Origin of the sequence: Rhodopirellula bahusiensis (assembly GCF_002727185.1) — a bacterium.
In the GTDB taxonomy this organism is placed as follows: Bacteria; Planctomycetota; Planctomycetia; order Pirellulales; family Pirellulaceae; genus Rhodopirellula; species Rhodopirellula bahusiensis.
Window position 1 is genome coordinate 34,195 of the sequence record NZ_NIZW01000039.1, and the last position, 16,763, is coordinate 50,957.

Consider the following 16,763-nt stretch of genomic DNA (forward strand, 5'->3'; position numbering starts at 1 on the left):
ACACAAAGCATCTCGCAGCATGGAAAACCAATGGCCGTGTTTGGAAAAGACAGCCGACGAGCGTTAGCACCGTTTTCTGCGACGCCCCCGGGCTGAGCGGCGATCTGCCAATTGCTCCAGCTTGATCAACGATCGGTTTCTGCTTCCAACGACTGATCAGCGATACTGTTCGTGGCACGCAGCACAACTTTGCGACACATTGCCGACGGCCTCTCGAACGCCGTCCCAATCCTGCCGTTCGATCGCATTGACCACGCCGCTGGAACTGGTCGTCATCGCTCGACTCAGTTCGGTGTAATCCGGGTCGTCGTAATCATCCATGCCTTCCTGAACCAACACTTCACCCAACATCGCCAGCAATTCCGCTTCACGCTTCACTGCGTCCAAGTTGTCTTGTGTCGTGGCCGCATCGCGAGTGTGATCGCCCAACGTATCGAGCAACTGCTCGGCGTATTCCATCAACGGCGAACGGTCAGCGATCATGTGCCACTCGTTGACCTTCTCTGACGGCTGCGTCGCTGTGATACTGGCTCCGCTCACCAAATCCTGCAGGTCCGCCTTGCGAAGTTTCGCTTCGTTGTACACCTGAGTCGATCCCGCCGCGCTGTTGCGAGCCGTTCGTGCCATCACGTCACGGGCGGTGTGAGCATCCGACTTCCATCGCACGTTCTCTTTGTGATCCGAGACGACAGCGAAAAGCGTCGCCAAGACCGAGAGGTTCAATCGGGCGTCTTGATAGCCACCGCCATTGAACGCCCCCGGTGTCGTGATGACCGAATCATATCGCAACTTGATCCGTTTGATCTCGTCTTCCAACGAAGGGGGCGAGATGATCTTCGCCCATGTCGATCCACCGCCGGCGTCTTCTTCCGCCGCGGCTTCCGCCTGAGCCATCACCTTCTCAGCCCCCGCGTCACGCAGATTCGCCAGCGAAGGTCGCTCACCACGGAACGCGGTCGACGGATCCGCAAAAAAGACTCGCGAAACTTCGTCTGCATCAAACTTGGGCGGGCGAGCACGTTGATCCTGCGCGTCCAGACTGGACGACAGCCCCAAGGACATCCCGAAGACAATCAGGACAAGAGTCAAACGTTGAAGAACGTGCGATCGCATGAGGTCACAATGAGAAGAGATAGGTGGCAGAGATGTTCGGCATCGTTCGATTCAGCCCGACTGATTCGCGGACAGGTGATCCGCAACCGCGGCCAGCAACGGATCGATCGTTTGCGATTGGATTTGATGTGGAGGTGACCACGGCCACCATCGGGACATCTCATGTTCGGTCAACTCAATTTTAACGACTTGCGGTAGGAACGCCAAAAAATACCGGACGTGCTTTTGAAACGTTTTGTCTGGTTGCTTGCGATAGGTGCCCGGCTGTTTGCGATAGGTGCCCGACTGCTTGCGATAAGTGACCGGGTAGTGCAGATCGAATTGAAAATCCGGGTCGAATTCGCAATCGTCCCCGGAGATGCCCGTCTCCTCGACCAGCTCTCGCTTCGCCGCGGTCAAAAAATCTTCTCCGTCATCGCAATGCCCCTTCGGCAGATCCCAACGGTCGGGATGCCGCATCAACAGGAAGTGAGGCGAGGATTCGCGGGTCAACAACAACACACCGGCGGCACACACCTTTGGCAGCGCCGGTTCTTTCTTCTCACTTGCCATCTTGCTCCAATGCAATTCCGGTTCGACTCGTGGACCAAGTCCCGCGATGTCCAAACCAAGCCTCAATAGTTTGGCGGATCAACCTTTTCTCTCGCCAACACTTCCGTCGACCTCTTCCGTCCATCGCCACTCACTTTCAAGCAGCACTCATGAAAATCTACACTCGCACGGGCGACTCCGGGACCACTGGTTTGTTTGGCGGGCCTCGCGTGGCAAAAGACGACACCCGGATCGAAGCCTACGGAACGGTCGACGAACTGAATGCGACACTCGGACAGGTTTGCTCCGCACTTCAGTCCTCGATCGTCGATTCACCTGACGCGAAGGAAGCCTTGAGCGAACTGGATGCGCGTATCGTTCAAGTCCAACACGAGCTGTTCTCAATCGGCGCTGAACTGGCTTCGCCGCACCCGGACCAATTCGACCTGCGAGTCATCGGGCAACCTCACATCCTGCGAATGGAGGGTTGGATCGATGACGCCGAACAACAGTTGCCACCGCTGAAGCAATTCATCCTTCCGGGTGGCTCGATTTTGGCGTCCCACGTTCACCTGTCACGAGCCGTTTGCAGACGAGCCGAACGGCGGGTCATTTCGCTGGCAGACGCCGTTCAAACGGAAACTCCGATCAGCGATTCCGTGATCATCTATCTCAATCGGCTGAGCGACTGGTTGTTCGTTGTGTCCCGATTGGTGAACCAAATTCTGAATGTTCCGGATCAAATCTGGGAAAAACCCTGAGATTCCCCGTCTTGACCTTGCCCGTCTGGTTCAATGCCGTGGCGGGTGTACAATGATCTGAAATTCTCTGTTCGCATGTTTGTCGGAGCCGCTCCTGTGAAAAAAGTCGAAGCCATTGTTCGTCACTTCAAACTCGAAGACGTCAAGAACGCGTTGACCGAGCAGGGGATTCACGGAATGACCGTCAGCGAAGTCCGCGGATTCGGTCGACAAAAGGGTCACACCGAAATCTATCGCGGTACGGAATACGCCATCGATTTCGTTCCCAAGGTCAAAATCGAAGTGGTTTGCACCAGCGATAATCTGCAAACGGTGATCGACACGATCTTGCAAACCGCACAAACCGGCCAAATTGGCGACGGAAAAATCTTCGTCACCAACCTCGAAGACTCCGTTCGAATTCGAACCGGCGAGCGTGGCGAAGAGGCCCTGTAGCTCACCTGATGGCGTCCTCTGGTTCTCTTCCTTCGTTGGCACGGCAATGTCGTGACCGACTGAACGATGGACGCGGTCGTATCGAGTCTCGATTTCGAGCCGGTTTGCCCAGTGTTCAAACGGCGACCGCGCTGACGGATCTCTATGACGATGTCATCGAGAAAATCTGGCAGGCTTCGTTGGAGCGTGCCGCCACCACAGTCAAAGCATCGCAACTCGCTCAATTGAGCCTGGTTGCACATGGCGGTTACGGCCGCCGCGATCTCTCGCCGTTCAGCGACGCCGATCTGATGCTGCTGACAACGCGGCGTAGTGCCGCGGCTGCGGCTCAAGTCGCCAGCACATTCGTGCGTGATGTCACCGACGCGGGAATCGATTGCGGGTTCTCTGTTCGCACGCCTCGCGAATGTTGCACGTTGGCCTGGGCGGACGCGAAAATTTACACTTCGCTGACTGAATCGCGGCTGTGCTTGGGCAGCGAGCAAACTTTCGATCGCTACTTCGATCGCTTTCGCGCGGGGGCACGTCGTCGCCGAAACTACCTGAACCATCAGTCACTGATGGCTCGCCGAGAAGAGCGACACAAATGGGGCGAGACGAACTACTTGCTGCGTCCCAACGTCAAACGCTCTCGCGGCGGTTTGCGTGACATTCAATTGGTCCGCTGGCTCGGTTTCGCGACTCACGGTGCGACCAGCCTCGAACAACTGAACAAACTCAACGCGTTGTCGGACGAAGACTACGGAACGCTGCGACGCGCCCACGCCTTCATGTTGCGACTGCGTCACGAACTGCACTTCCGCACCAAACGTGCCCAAGACGTCTTGGACCGCCCGACCCAATTGGACATCGCTGAGGACTGGGGATACCAGGGGCGATCCGGCGTGTTGCCAGTCGAAGACTTCATGCAGGACTACTTCGAACACACGCGAGGTGTTCGCTATGTGGCTGCTTACTTCCACGATGACACTCGCATTCGTTCGCGAGCAGCCGGCGCCGTCGAATCCGTCATGTCGCGGCGATTGGATGAAAACATCCGCATGGGCCCGACCCACATCTGGGTCAAAGCGACTGCGTTGGAGTCGTTTGCCCAAAGCCTTCCGGACGTTCTGCGATTGATTCAGTTAGCGAACCGCCACTCGCGCCGAATCGCTCACCCGACCTGGCAAGCGATTCGCAAATCGATGCAAGATCGCGAAGCGACACCGCCGGATCAGCCTACCGTCGACGCTTTCTTGGAACTGTTGAAAGATCCCGGGCGACTCGCATCGTTGCTCCGTCGATTGCACGAACTTCGGATCCTCGACCAATTGATCCCGGCCATGGGACGTTGCCGAGGCCTGCTGCAATTCAACGCTTACCACAAATACACCGTCGACGCGCACTGCATCCGAGCGGTCGAAGCGGCCACCGACTTCATCGACGCCGAAACATCGATGGGCCGCCGATACCGACGGCTGAAAGACAAAACGCTTCTGCACCTGGCGTTGTTGATTCACGATCTCGGCAAGGGCTACGAAGAGGACCACAGCGAAGTCGGGCGGCGAATCGCCGGCGACGTTGCCGACCTCTTCCACATGAGCGCCGACGACAAAGACACGTTGCAGTGGCTCATTCACAGACACTTGCTGGTCAACGAAGTTGCGTTTCGCCACGATTTGAACGACCCCGAAGTGGTCCACAAATTCGCTGCCGAAGTTGGCTCGATCGCACGGTTGGAGCTGTTGCTGATTCACACGGTGGCCGATCTGCAAGCCGTCGGTCCCGACGTGCTCAATGATTGGAAGATGGGTTTGATCGAAGACCTTTATCTTCGAACACGCCGTTACTTCGAAACCGGAAACTTGCCCGGCGAAAACGAAGCCGACTTGGATTCAAAGATCGAACAGGTCAAAGAATCGCTCGCCGAAAAGCAGCTCGACCCTTCGCTCATCGAATTCGCCAAAGACATGCCGTTGTCGCTGCTGCGGCAACACTCGACCGATGATTTGATCCATGAGATGCATCAAGTCGGCGAATGGCTGACAGCGAACCCCGGCTGCTACTGTGCCGGAGCGGTCGACCCGGCCGCCTCCGCTGTGCGGTACACCATCGTGCTTCGCCAAGGCGAGCGTCGCGTCGGAGTGTTCGCTCGCATCACCGCCGCGTTCAGCGCATGCGGACTTTCGATCATGCGAGCCAACGTGGAAACGGTTGGCGAAGATTTACTGTGGGATCAATTCTGGGTCAACGATCCTGAACTGAAACAACGCCAACCCGAATTGCGAATCGAAGAAGTCTGTCGCGTGGTAACCAAAGCCATCGACGATCCCGATTCAGTCATGCCCACGCCGCGACGAGTCTGGCAAACACAAGGTGCCAAAGAACCGTCCAGTGTGCTGCTACTGCCGACCAAGGTCGTGTTCGACAACGACACGTTCGACCATCAAACCATTCTGTCGATGTTCACCTACGACCGCCCCAGTCTGCTGTCAGACATCTCCGGGACGTTGTCGCAACTCGATGTCGTGATTCAGTTCGCAAAGATCGACACGCACCTGGATCAAATCGCCGACGTCTTCTACGTCACCAACATGGACGGCAGCCCAATCACCGATCCATCCCGACAAGAGACCATCCGAAACGCCTTGGTTGAAGCAGTCCGCTAGCCAGCCACATATAACAGCACCAACACCCCGTAGTTCGGTGGTCCCCACCGAGAAACCCACCACCAAAGTCAAAACGACCTAAGCCAACGCCTCGCGCAACCGCCCCAGATGCTTCGGCAACTCTTCCAACACGTCTGCGTCTTCATACTCCAACACGACGTAACCTTGGTAACCCGAGTCGCGAAGAATCTTCGCGATGCGTCCGTAGTCCGCCGGACTCTTCTCACCCGAAGGCGACTTCGTAACCGGTTTGACTTGCACGTTAACCGCGTAAGGAGCACAAGCCTCCAAGTCCGCGTAGGGATCGTCTGATTCAAAGTTGCCCGTGTCGAGGTTGATCCCAACCCATGGCGAATCAACTCGTTCCATGATCTCGAGCATCTGAGCGGCCGACAAACGGCCGTGGTTCTCGACGCCCAAGAACACACCCTTCTTCGCCGCGTGTTCCGCGCATCGATTGACCGCCGCGACGGCTTCGTCCATGCGAGTCGGTGACTTTGCCAACTGAGCAGCCGTTCCCGCGAAGAACCGAATGTGCGGTGCACCCAACGTGGCCGCCAAATCGATCCATCGAATCGCATCATTGACCTCCTGCTCGTACCGTTCGCCCAACCCGACCGTGAAGTTGTTTCCGATGGCGGTCCCGCTGATCACCACACCGCGAGTGAACGCCTGCCGTCGCAATTCCAACAACGATTCTTCAGCCGGAAAACCATCTGGTCCCGGTGTCATGAAGTACCCGGTCAATTCCGCCGCTTCGACGCCCATCGAAACGCAGTAGTCGAGAAAATCGACCTGGGTCATTCCGCCTGACACGTCACGGTCAGTGAACGACGCATCATCCGGTACCGGCTGAAACTTTTGTTCCTTGCCCTTCATGTAGCGGAAGTAAGGACGCAGAGAATAACCCGCGATGCCGATGCGAAATCGCGGCGGGCCGGATCGTTCAATCGGCTGCCGAGCCTGCACCAATGGAGAAGATGCAAACCCACTGAATGTCGCCAAAGTCGCGGCGGCGGTGGATTTTAGAAACGTCCGCCGCTTCGCGGAACAGCCTACGCTTTGCGTTCGGCGATCAGGACTCGAAACAGAGACAGTGGGTTGGACTTTTGGCATCGCATGACCTGGATTGGCAATTCGTTGAGCAATTCATCGACATTCAAATCCGTGCGCCATCCTAAATGACGAGTCAAACTGCCCGCCGAATCGACAACTCGTGCGATCAGAGGATTGGGGCTGCGGAAATGATTGATGACCAAAATCTTACCACCCGGGCGGCACACACGCACAAGCTCTCGCATCATTCGCTCAGGATGCGAAACGACGCTGATCGTGTGAAACGAAGTCACCAAATCAAAACTCGCGTCTTCGAACGTCAACTTTTCCGCGTTCATCGGTTGAACCGAGATGTGGTCCCATCCACGCTGCTCGATCAAGTCTTCCGCTTCGGACAACATCGATTCGGACAAATCCACGCCCGTGATATCCGCGTGCCTGGGATAGGCGTCCAAGGACAACCCGGTGCCGACGCCAACCTCCAGGACCTTGGTCCCCGCCGCGATGTTGAGCGAATTGACGTTGTGCAAAATTCGACGACGAGCCACCGCGGGCCAAAGAGCCTGATAGGCCGGCACGAGGTTGTCGTACAGTTTGCTTTCGTGAGGCTTGGGTTTCGCCCCGCGAGTCTTCTTCGCCGTTCCGCCGTTCATCTTCCCGTTTTGTTTGCGATCACCATCGCGAGATGGAACCGATTCGTCGCAGCTCTTCACACACGCGGTGCCCGCCTGGGAACCCGTTTCCGACGATTGATTCGAATGTGACTCGGAATCCAACTCTAACATTTCAACCTCGTCCTCGGCGAACCGATCGCGGCCTCCGACTTCCTGCTGAAATCACGAGTTGCAATCGAAAATGAACTTGAATCACGACAGCAGTTTCGCAGAATTCCAGCCGCTGTCATGCCCGAACCGTTCCATGGAGCCCAAAAGCTGGCGAATTTTGCGCCGCAATTACATAAGTTCTTCTTCTAGCAAATGACAGTACGCGTCGTAACGCCGCGCATCAATTCGTGCGTCAGCCACCGCGTTCTTCACCGCACAATCGTCTTCCGCCAAGTGCAAGCAATCCGGGTAGCGACATCCGCTCACGTACGGACGCAGATCGGGCATCAAACCAGCCACCTCGCTGGCGCTGATGTCCCACAACTGAAATTGCCGAATCCCCGGCGTATCGAACACCGCCCCCCCGTCAGCCAGCGGAATCAGCTGAGACGCCGTGGTGGTGTGCTTGCCTTTGTCGTTGTCGCTGCTGACCGCACCGATCGCCAACCCCAGACCAGGCTGCACAGCGTTCAGCAAGCTGCTCTTCCCCACACCGCTCTGGCCAGCCAAGGCCGTCTGACGGTTCTTCAGCAAAGCACGCAGGAACTCAACATTCTGCCCAGTCTCGGCGGAAGTCGGCAAAACGCGGTAACCAAGTGCCGAGTAAACGCCAATCAACGGCTGCAGATCCACCAAATCGATCAAGTCGACTTTGTTAATGATCACGATCGGTTCGATTTCGCACTGATGCGCCGTCAGGATCATTCGGTCGATCAACGCGGGCTTGATCCCCGGTTGTTCCGCACTGGCGATGATCAACATCGCATCGATGTTCGATACCAAAACGTGTTGTCGGCCACGACTGGTCCGGCTGATCATTCCAGTCCGCGGCTCAACCCGCTCGATCATCCCGTCGGCTTCGGACTTCAGCGACACACCGTCGCGTGATTCAGAACGAAACCAAACGCGATCGCCCGCGACGATTACATTGCGCTGACTGGTGCTGAGAGATTTCAGGACCTGCCGAACTGCACATGCGTAGAGCACACCGTTGTCGCCCAGCACCTTGCTTTGCAATCCGTGAACACTCAGCACGCGGCCTTGCAACAAATTGACTTCGTCGACCGATACCTGAACGTGCATTCCAGCAGCCGAGTCGGGCGTCGAGTCCGCACCTTGAATCGTGCGTTTTCGCGTCAGCTCGCCTTTGCCCGTCAGCCGTTCGGATTGAACGGCGTCATCTTGCGAATCACCTTCGCGAAAATCACGAGTCAAATCACCACGCCGCACGCGGCCTTGGTGCTTCTTACGAAAGTTCGCTCGGAGGTTTCCACTTCGCTTCTTCGCCAAGGGTCACTCTTCGCGTCGTGCGGATGCGTTCGAAGTTCGCTCAGCGGCGCCTTCGGGAGCCATGATCTGTTCGACCTTGCCCTCTTCGTCACCCATCCGTTTGTGGATCGAAGGACCAATCAACTCCGTCAATTCGACTTCGTTGAGTTCTTCGCGATCCAGCAAAGCACGCGTGATTGTTTCCAACTGACCGCGATGCTCTCGCAGAAGTTGTTCCGCCTTTTGATCGGCTTCCATCAAAATGCGAGCGACCTCTTCATCGATCAATTCCTGCGTGTGTTCGCTGAACTGACGCTGCTGATGAATTTCGCGACCCAAGAACGGATCCTCATCGCTGGTCTTGTAACTGACCGGACCAATCTTCGGACTCATGCCCCAGTGGGTCACCATCCGCCGAGCAATGCTGGTGGCTCGTTCGAGGTCGTTCTCTGCACCGACACAGGTTTCCGTGTAGATGATTTTCTCAGCGGCACGGCCACCCAGCAGAACGATCAATTGATGCTCGAGCTCCTTCTTGCTCATGCTCAAACGATCTTCGTTCGGCACGTACTGCGTCACGCCCAAAGCGCGCCCGCGAGGGATGATCGTGACTTTGTGGACGATGTGCGAACCTTCCAAGTGCCAAGCCGTCAGTGTGTGACCAGCTTCGTGGTAAGCGGTTTTTTCCTTCTCGCTATCCAGCAACACTTCTTCGCGTTTGGCACCCATCAAAATCTTGTCGCGAGCGTAATCGAAGTCGCTCATCTCGACGATTTTCTTATCGCCACGAGCCGCCCATAGTGCGGCCTCGTTGACCATATTCCGAATGTCCGCACCGGTCAGTCCGACCGTACCGGCTGCCAAACGACGCAAATCGACATCGTCGCCCAGCGGCACATCGCGAACGTGAACCTTGAAGATCTCTTCGCGGCCTTTCATCGTCGGACGGCCCACCGTCACGTGACGGTCAAAACGACCAGGACGAAGCAAGGCGGGGTCCAAAACATCAGGACGGTTGGTCGCCGCGATGACAATCACAGCTTGAGCGCCACCGAAACCATCCATCTCACCAAGGATCTGATTCAACGTCTGCTCGCGTTCGTCATGTCCGCCGCCCAGCCCAGCACCGCGTTGACGACCGACCGCATCGATCTCGTCAATGAAGATGATCGATGGCGACTGCTCTTTCGCGGTCTTGAACAAGTCACGAACGCGACTGGCACCGACACCGACAAACATCTGAATGAATTCACTACCGTTGACGCTGAAGAACGGCACATCAGCCTCTCCCGCAACGGCGCGAGCCAACAACGTTTTGCCTGTACCGGGAGGCCCATTGAGCAGCACGCCCTTGGGAACCTGTCCGCCAAGCTTTTGAAACTTCTCGGGCGTCTTCAAGAAATCGACGATCTCTTGCAGGTCAGCTTTCACGCCTTCCAACCCAGCCACATCGCTGAACGTGATGACTTTATCAGTCGCTTCAAACTTTTTCGCGGGACTCTTGCTGAACCCCGACAAAAAGCCGCCGCCCATCATGTCGTTGCGAGTTCGGCGGATCATCATGAAGATGAAGAAGAAAATCGCGAGCGGCAAACCGACCAGGATCAACAAGTTCAAAATCGCGGCCGTGTTGTCCGGCGGCGCGAACTTCCAATCCTTGATATTCCGCTTCTCGAGGTCTTCCGACAACTGAACGGCGTAGTCCGCTCCGGCCGGTCGAGTGAACCGGAATCGCTTCAGCAATTCCTTTGGCTTCGCATCCGCGTCGGCCGACTCGCTGGCTGGCACTTCGGGGCGGTCTTTGAATGTCCCCGAAACCTCGATGTCGCCGATTTCAACGGATCGAATGTTGTTCTTCTCGAGCTGACTACGAAAGAAGCTCGCCGAGATCAGAGAAGATGGCTCAGGCTGGTTGAAAAACAGCATCGCGGCCAGCACGGTGATCACCAAAGCGATGATCATCGGATTGCCACCACGGCGTCCCGTCGAGACCTCTTCCTTGTTGGATTTGTCCGAAGAGTTCGATTCGGAATCCTTTTTCATACCGTTTTATCCTCAAAAGTCACTGTTCGTTGGCACTGGCGATGGCTAGTTGCATCCCGCCAGTGCAAGGAGTGTACCGCGACGGCGGATTGTTGCCTAACCGGATGTCTCGCGTGGGACCTTTTGCCCGTCGCAATCCATGAAACGACAGCCAATCCCGCCAGAAATCCGGATTGTCCGCTCTGCGTCACCCATTCGCGAAACTGAAGTCTAGCTTTCAAACCGTCTCATTCGCCCAATCAACCGATTTTCGCATCTCGAATTCGATGAGCCGCGACAGTTGTTTCCCAAGTCGTTTTTTCAAAGATCCTGACCACTGCGCCACAATGGCAGCTTTCACGTGCCTCGTTGTCACATTCGCCGGCAGTGAATCACTGCAACAAATGCAATTTCCGACGCAACCAGGTCACGACGACTCGGCCTCAGCCCGACTTCCGAGCGGTTTGAAACCCGGCTCGTTTTACGCCGCCCCCGAACACTTCGTTCAGCGTGTCACTTTGTAGAGATGACTTTTCGTTCGCAACAACAACCCATCCGCAAACGGTACCGGGCTGGCAACGGTGAATTGCTCGTCGTCATCGACCTCGTTGGTCTGAATCAGCTCGGGTTCGGAATCACCGCTGATCCCCTGCACAACCGATGTCGTGCCCGCTTCATCAGTGACGTACAAACGATCGCCAACGATCAACGGTGAACTGCTGTAACTCGCCCGCGTCCGTTCCAACTTGGTATCCCAAAGAACTTCGCCGGTCTCGGCAGCGAGCGCGGACAGGGTTCCCTTTGGCCGCGGTGCATCCTTCTTCTTCTTGCTATCAGAAATCAGATAAACGACCCCGTCACGAGCGGCGGGAGTGGGCACATCTGAACCGGCATCATCACGCATCCACAGAATCGCGTTTTTCGCGGCGTTCTCATCCTCACCCGCTTCGATCAACTGTTTCATGTCGACGCCCGTCAACGTGCCGCCTCGCGAATAAGGACAAACGATGACGTTCCCCGTGATCACGGGCGACGCGATGGAACGAAAGTACTTTTCTTGGTTCGGATTGAATCCGCCAAGCGTTCCTAAACGCTTGCCCGTCTTGGCATCGGTTAGCGTCAGGTGGTCAGCCCCCAGGACCGCAACGACGGCCTCGCCATCGATTTCCGTCGCAAGCGGTGTCGAATAACTTTGGGCAGCTTCCTCCGGTGCGGGAACCATCCGATCGTCCTTCCAAGCCATATCGCCCGACTCGATGTCATACGCCACGATGTAGCTGGGCCCCGTCTGCATGACAGCGACCACGACCAAGTTGTCGACGATCATCGGCGACGAACCCAAGTCCCACCAAAGCGTGTCTTCGCCAAACTGTTCTTGCAGGTTGATGTGCCAAACCGGTTTTCCTTCCAAGTCACAGCACGCCAAATCGCCGCTTCGGAAATAGGAAATCACGTGCTTGCCATCGGTGACGGGTGACGGGTTGCTGCCGCTACCTTTCCGGTGCTTGTTGCCGCGGTCTTCGCCGAGCGGCGTTTGAAACACGAACTCCAACGAATCAATGTCCACGCCCAACAAATGATTCTTCCCATCGATACCGCTGGTCAAAAACGCTCGGTTTCCAACAACGACCGGCGTGCTCGCGCCACTACCGGGAACCATGCATTTTGTCGAATCCGCTTCCGACCATTCGATCGGGTAATCGCCCTCGGGAGCGACGCCTTGTTGAGATCCACCTCGCCACTGCGACCAAACCGCGTCGGACTTCGATTTAGCTGAAACCGATTCAGCGGCCATGACGGCTGGACTCGAGAAAACCAAACTTGCCAAACACGCGGCAAAAGCAGCCAGGCGAGCGGACAAAAGCGATGCCGAAAGGTGGGTCTGGGACATCAAACGGTCTCCACGAAGAAGGGCGGAAGGAGGCGGGGTGGGAAACCGCCATTGTGAAGCACCCGGCGAGCAAATGAAACCACGCAAGCCCGCTGTTCAAACCAAATCATCCGCAGGGCGAAGGATTACTCACCGATGCGCGTTCGCACCGGTTCCGACCTGAGATCAAGCACTCCCCCATCACAACCCGCCGCGTCAGCAAGCCATCGCCCAAGTGGCCCAACCTTCCAGCCTGAGATCAAACACTCCCCCATCCTAACCCGCCGCGTCAGCAAGGCATCCCCTCACCGATCGACTTCGCCTCAGCAGCCGATCCAGTGATCCAACACCATCGCTTCATGCGGGTTTAGCACACGAGTGTCGTTCTCCAACTTATTCACGCCACAGTACCGAGCAACAGCTCGACAATCCATCGGACCTCGGGACCAGCCGACTTGTGCCGCCTCTGAACGGATCGATTTTGATTGCCAGGTTCGCATCACGTTCCGTTCGACCAACCAAGCTGCGAGCTTGCTCATGTTTGATCTCAGTCAAGCAACTTCGGCTCGTTCTCCCCAAGCGGTTTCGCCGAATTTGCTTGCAACGTCTTGGCGAATCGGACAAACTTGCCCAGCCTCAACCGGGGGAGGCCCCACTGAGAACAAGTCCCCAACCACTGAGAACAAGTCTCCGCGAAGCCAAAACGCTCGAATTGTTCTCACCGCCGAACAAGCAGAAACCCCCCCAAAACACCTATTCTCAGTCGGTCCAACTGCTGAGAAACAAGTTCGTCGAATGAAAGGAACACTCATGGACATCAAACCTCGAAAATTGAAAGTCGGACGCGACTCGGTTGTTATGGGAAACGTAACAGGCGATGTCGGCGACGGCTCCGTCGTGATTGGCCCCACGGACGATCGCGGGAATACGATTATTGACACACCCATGGCTGTTGGACGTGGCGCTGCGGCTGGCCCCGGATCAATCGCAATCGGCGCTGGTGCATACGCGGGCGGACAACCACAGTTGCCCTACCTCGTAAATCAACTATCAGATGCAGTAGCGGCAACAGACGATGATGCCGTCGCAGCGAAATTCAACGAACTGATTGCAGAATTAAGCGGTGAGAATGGCAAGCCGGACAAAGAGAAAGCGTCGACGATCATGGCGCAACTACGGAACTTTGCAACGCTCAACGGTGTGGTTTCGCTGATTGATCGCATACAAGAACAGATCACACAGTACTTCTGAAAACCAAATTCACGACGAACCATGGGTTGCAACGGAGCCGGGCTTGCGCGTGTTTCGGCAATGGTTGATCAATCGTCCCGGCCCGCTGAACCCTGCCGTTCCCCGACTGGGATGATTCCACTCTTGAACTTCGCACCGACGCTGTAACTTTGTGAAACGTCCAGATGTTGTCGCTGAACTCGTACTCGCTGGAAACCAAAGCGTTGTCGGCGTGAAAATCCAAGGAGACAACTACGAAATCAACGTTCTGCTATCCGCTGATGACGTTGATCGTCTCAATCGTGAGGAATTGCCCGTCGCGCCGGATGACCATGCCGTCACGGCCGGGACTTGTTTCAACGCCCCCACGTACTGGTCCCGTTGCGACGGCAAAGTTATGGCCATCGTGGTCGGACAAGACGATGTCACCTGGGACTTTGGAGTCTGGATGCCAGTTGATACATTCACGGAAATCAAACGACTGATCCTAGCACTTCGTCCGTCGCTCTGAGCCTGTAAGAGTGTGAATTCAAACCCGAAACGCAATTTTTAGAGCGTTGAAAAAACGAAAGGTTTTTCAACGCCCCCTGGCGAAAGACCGACTGAGCCCGCCAAATTGTTTGGAGCTTCAAATCCCAACAACTCAGACGGACTCAGCCAGCTATGGCACATCTTACCTTTCACCAACGCGTTGTCATCTCTGTTATGCAACGAGACGGCAAGAAACAGAAAGAGATCGCGGAAGCAATTGAAGTATCTCCCTCCACGGTTTCTCGTGAACTGGCAAGGAACCACGTCACTGGCAAGCACTATCATCCATTGCATGCTGAACGCCGAGCCAATTTCCTGAAGAAGAGACCATCGGTCATCAGCAAGTTGGAGGACCCGGAGCTCTTTGAGGTCGTGTCTGAGAAGCTCGCTCTCAACTGGAGTCCAGAGCAGATCAGTGGGTATCTTTGGAAGCAGGCTGGTAAGCATCAAATAAGCCACCAAACGATTTACAAGTATCTTTGGTCTCTGGATCGAAACCACCCAATTCGCAAAGCGATGCGGCGGAGCGGGCGTCGCAATCGCAAGCAAAAGCCAGGCTTTATCCGCAAGCAGGCTGCTGACCGTGTGTCGATTCACGACCGCCCAAAAGTCGCCAGTAACCGGAAACGGGTTGGCGACTGGGAGCTCGATCTCGTGGTCTGCAAGAAGAGCACGGGCTACTTGGTAACTGCCGTGGACCGCAAGACTGGATACACTTTGGTTGGTCGCTGCAGGAAGAAGTCATCGCGTTTGGTGATGGATACAATCCGGTCGATGTTCAACAAGGTTCCGGAGAAACACATCAAGACGATGACCTTCGACAATGGAACGGAGTTCTTCTACCATCGATTGCTCCCCTCATGGTTCAAAGTCAAGGTATTCTTCGCAGATCCATACTGCAGTGGCCAGCGAGGGACCAATGAGAACACCAATGGTCTTCTTCGGCAGTACTTTCCAAAGGGAGTGGACTATGGTTCGATCAGCTGGCAGCAGGTACGCAAAGCCGCTATGCTACTAAACTCAAGACCCCGTAAACGTCACGGCTATCAGACACCAGCATCGCTCTTCGAATGATTTCGCAAAAAATTGCGTTTCGGATTTGAATTCACAGAGCGGGGGAACCATCGCGTGCACCCGAGTACGCGAGCTGGGCGGTTTTGAAATGGAAAATCTTTCGCGCGTACCGGGTGACGCGTGCCGTTATCCGATTTAGATTCATCCATCACGAGACGTCGCATTGATACCTGCATTTCCATTGATTGCTGATGGTCGCCTGATCTCGACTGCGTTTTTATGCGGTAACCACAGAGGCCGCGCTTACATTGCAACGACACTCCATCAGATTGGCCGCGCGAAGCAGTATTCGCTTGCTATCCCAAGCAACGAAGGCAATGTCGCCGCACCCCAGGTTTACCCAGTAGACGGAGTTCCAACTATTCCTCTTGAGCTTTGCACGTGTGACCCGGCTGTTGATCTCGCGGTTTTTCGCACGGCTGTTCCTCAGCCAGTCCCTGTTCAAGTTCCAGAAGCTCTGCCACGTGGATTGTCAGTAGGCATTGGTGAGCCCGTGTTCGTTGTAGGGTATCCATTTTGCCCGATTGGATCATTGCTTCAGACGCTTTCGGTAAGCCATGTTTCCGCGTTTGGAAGGCGTGTTATCGGTGGGATTCCACTTGTAAACGAATACATCATTCAGTTGCACTCCCATACTGGGATGTCAGGCTCGCCCGTGGTCAGGAAAGACGATGGATCTTTGTTCGCTATAGTCCGTGGGTGCCTTTCACCTCCGTCCATGATGTCATTCGGCGATTTACCAGTTGGATCCGATTCTAGTATCGCATACTGTGTTTCCACCGAACATCTTTGGCCACTTCTCGACTTCGCAAAGGCGATTCCCGAATGAAAAGCATTGTCTCGCAGTTCACAACCGATGATTACGTTTCCATGCTTCCCCCGGCTTCTCGGCAACTTGCAATTCAACGACTCGCAATGGTGCAAAATCCGGCGGATCTGATTGCTGAGGTAGCAGCACAGCCTGGTACCGGGCTTGCTACCAAGGGGCAATCGCTTTGGCCACGGGAACTAGTTGAGCAAATCTCCAAGGAGATCTATCTTGTCATATGCACAGAAGACGAGAAGTATGCCGATTTGCGTAAGAAGGTTAAGGAGCAGAAAGAGATTTCTGCGACGGTTTTGATCACTTTGATGTCGTCAACAATCGCTACGTACGTTGATGCGATGGCCGCCATGTGCGTTCCGCTTGTGACTTGGATAATGGCAGCGTTGAGCAAGACGGGAGTTGAGGGATGGTGTCTCGCGTTTTCAAAGCAAGCTGGTAACGGTGAACAGAAATCCGACGTAACCAAAGAGCCAGGCACCGACGGATCTCCAGGAACAACAGGTATCCAGTGAGTGTTGCCATCGTTGATAGTGACGATGGCTGGTCGAAGGGATTGTCAACGTGCTTTGGTTG

16 protein-coding genes are annotated in these 16,763 nt (G+C 55.6%); 8 read left to right on the top strand and 8 right to left on the bottom strand.

Features of this window, described 5'->3' with window-relative positions:
* Positions 1-156: 156 nt before the first annotated feature.
* Together CEE69_RS29435 and CEE69_RS29440 are read right to left on the bottom strand one after the other, a co-directional pair.
* Positions 157-1,062, bottom strand: coding sequence for a cytochrome c (locus tag CEE69_RS29435; protein WP_233215776.1), 906 nt, complete (start codon positions 1,060-1,062; stop codon positions 157-159).
* A 102-nt stretch (positions 1,063-1,164) separates the two neighbouring features.
* The gene (locus tag CEE69_RS29440; RefSeq protein WP_099264123.1) at positions 1,165-1,665 is read right to left on the bottom strand and encodes a bis(5'-nucleosyl)-tetraphosphatase; all 501 of its coding nucleotides are present in this window, start codon (positions 1,663-1,665) and stop codon (positions 1,165-1,167) included.
* Positions 1,666-1,814: 149 nt separating this feature from the next.
* Between CEE69_RS29440 and CEE69_RS29445 the strand changes: the two genes are divergently transcribed.
* The 3 genes from CEE69_RS29445 (at position 1,815) to glnD (ending at position 5,488) form a co-directional block, all read left to right on the top strand.
* Positions 1,815-2,405 carry a cob(I)yrinic acid a,c-diamide adenosyltransferase gene (locus tag CEE69_RS29445; protein ID WP_099264107.1) on the top strand — a complete coding sequence of 197 codons (591 nt, stop codon included), beginning with the start codon at positions 1,815-1,817 and terminating at the stop codon, positions 2,403-2,405.
* Between the two features lie 75 nt (positions 2,406-2,480).
* Positions 2,481-2,840, top strand: coding sequence for a P-II family nitrogen regulator (locus CEE69_RS29450; RefSeq protein WP_008655991.1), 360 nt, complete (start codon positions 2,481-2,483; stop codon positions 2,838-2,840).
* An 8-nt stretch (positions 2,841-2,848) separates the two neighbouring features.
* Positions 2,849-5,488 (top strand): [protein-PII] uridylyltransferase, encoded by a 2,640-nt coding sequence (gene glnD / locus CEE69_RS29455; protein WP_099264108.1) that lies wholly within the window; start codon positions 2,849-2,851, stop codon positions 5,486-5,488.
* Positions 5,489-5,566: 78 nt separating this feature from the next.
* On the opposite strand, the gene CEE69_RS29460 is transcribed toward glnD, so the two are convergent.
* The 6 genes from CEE69_RS29460 to CEE69_RS29495 all read right to left on the bottom strand — a co-directional run bounded on the left by CEE69_RS29460 (position 5,567) and on the right by CEE69_RS29495 (position 13,068).
* Entirely contained in the window at positions 5,567-6,604 is a 1,038-nt protein-coding gene (locus CEE69_RS29460; protein ID WP_233215775.1) for a sugar phosphate isomerase/epimerase family protein, read from the bottom strand.
* The gene (locus tag CEE69_RS29465; protein ID WP_099264110.1) at positions 6,544-7,329 is read right to left on the bottom strand and encodes a class I SAM-dependent methyltransferase; all 786 of its coding nucleotides are present in this window, start codon (positions 7,327-7,329) and stop codon (positions 6,544-6,546) included. The genes CEE69_RS29460 and CEE69_RS29465 overlap by 61 nt, the downstream gene beginning before the upstream one ends.
* Positions 7,330-7,497: 168 nt before the next feature.
* On the bottom strand, positions 7,498-8,658 hold the full coding sequence (gene rsgA / locus CEE69_RS29470) for a ribosome small subunit-dependent GTPase A (protein WP_099264111.1): 1,161 nt from the start codon (positions 8,656-8,658) through the stop codon (positions 7,498-7,500).
* Between the two features lie 3 nt (positions 8,659-8,661).
* A complete protein-coding gene (gene ftsH / locus CEE69_RS29475; protein ID WP_099264112.1) occupies positions 8,662-10,680 on the bottom strand; it encodes an ATP-dependent zinc metalloprotease FtsH in 2,019 nt (672 codons plus the stop codon).
* A gap of 484 nt (positions 10,681-11,164) precedes the next feature.
* On the bottom strand, positions 11,165-12,550 hold the full coding sequence (locus CEE69_RS29485) for an outer membrane protein assembly factor BamB family protein (protein ID WP_099264124.1): 1,386 nt from the start codon (positions 12,548-12,550) through the stop codon (positions 11,165-11,167).
* Between the two features lie 302 nt (positions 12,551-12,852).
* A complete protein-coding gene (locus tag CEE69_RS29495; protein ID WP_099264114.1) occupies positions 12,853-13,068 on the bottom strand; it encodes a hypothetical protein in 216 nt (71 codons plus the stop codon).
* Positions 13,069-13,339: 271 nt separating this feature from the next.
* On the opposite strand from CEE69_RS29495, the gene CEE69_RS32240 reads away from it, so the two are divergent.
* The 5 genes from CEE69_RS32240 (at position 13,340) to CEE69_RS29525 (ending at position 16,702) form a co-directional block, all read left to right on the top strand.
* Positions 13,340-13,780, top strand: coding sequence for a hypothetical protein (locus tag CEE69_RS32240; protein ID WP_143549372.1), 441 nt, complete (start codon positions 13,340-13,342; stop codon positions 13,778-13,780).
* A gap of 151 nt (positions 13,781-13,931) precedes the next feature.
* Entirely contained in the window at positions 13,932-14,270 is a 339-nt protein-coding gene (locus CEE69_RS29505) for a hypothetical protein (RefSeq protein ID WP_099264116.1), read from the top strand.
* Positions 14,271-14,422: 152 nt separating this feature from the next.
* On the top strand, positions 14,423-15,364 hold the full coding sequence (locus CEE69_RS29515; protein ID WP_143549373.1) for an IS30 family transposase: 942 nt from the start codon (positions 14,423-14,425) through the stop codon (positions 15,362-15,364).
* 181 nt (positions 15,365-15,545) lie between these two features.
* Entirely contained in the window at positions 15,546-16,193 is a 648-nt protein-coding gene (locus CEE69_RS33780; RefSeq protein ID WP_390180009.1) for a trypsin-like peptidase domain-containing protein, read from the top strand.
* Positions 16,190-16,702, top strand: a complete 513-nt coding sequence (locus CEE69_RS29525; RefSeq protein ID WP_099264119.1) for a hypothetical protein — start codon at positions 16,190-16,192, stop codon at positions 16,700-16,702. Before CEE69_RS33780 ends, CEE69_RS29525 begins: the two co-directional genes overlap by 4 nt.
* Positions 16,703-16,763: the final 61 nt, after the last annotated feature.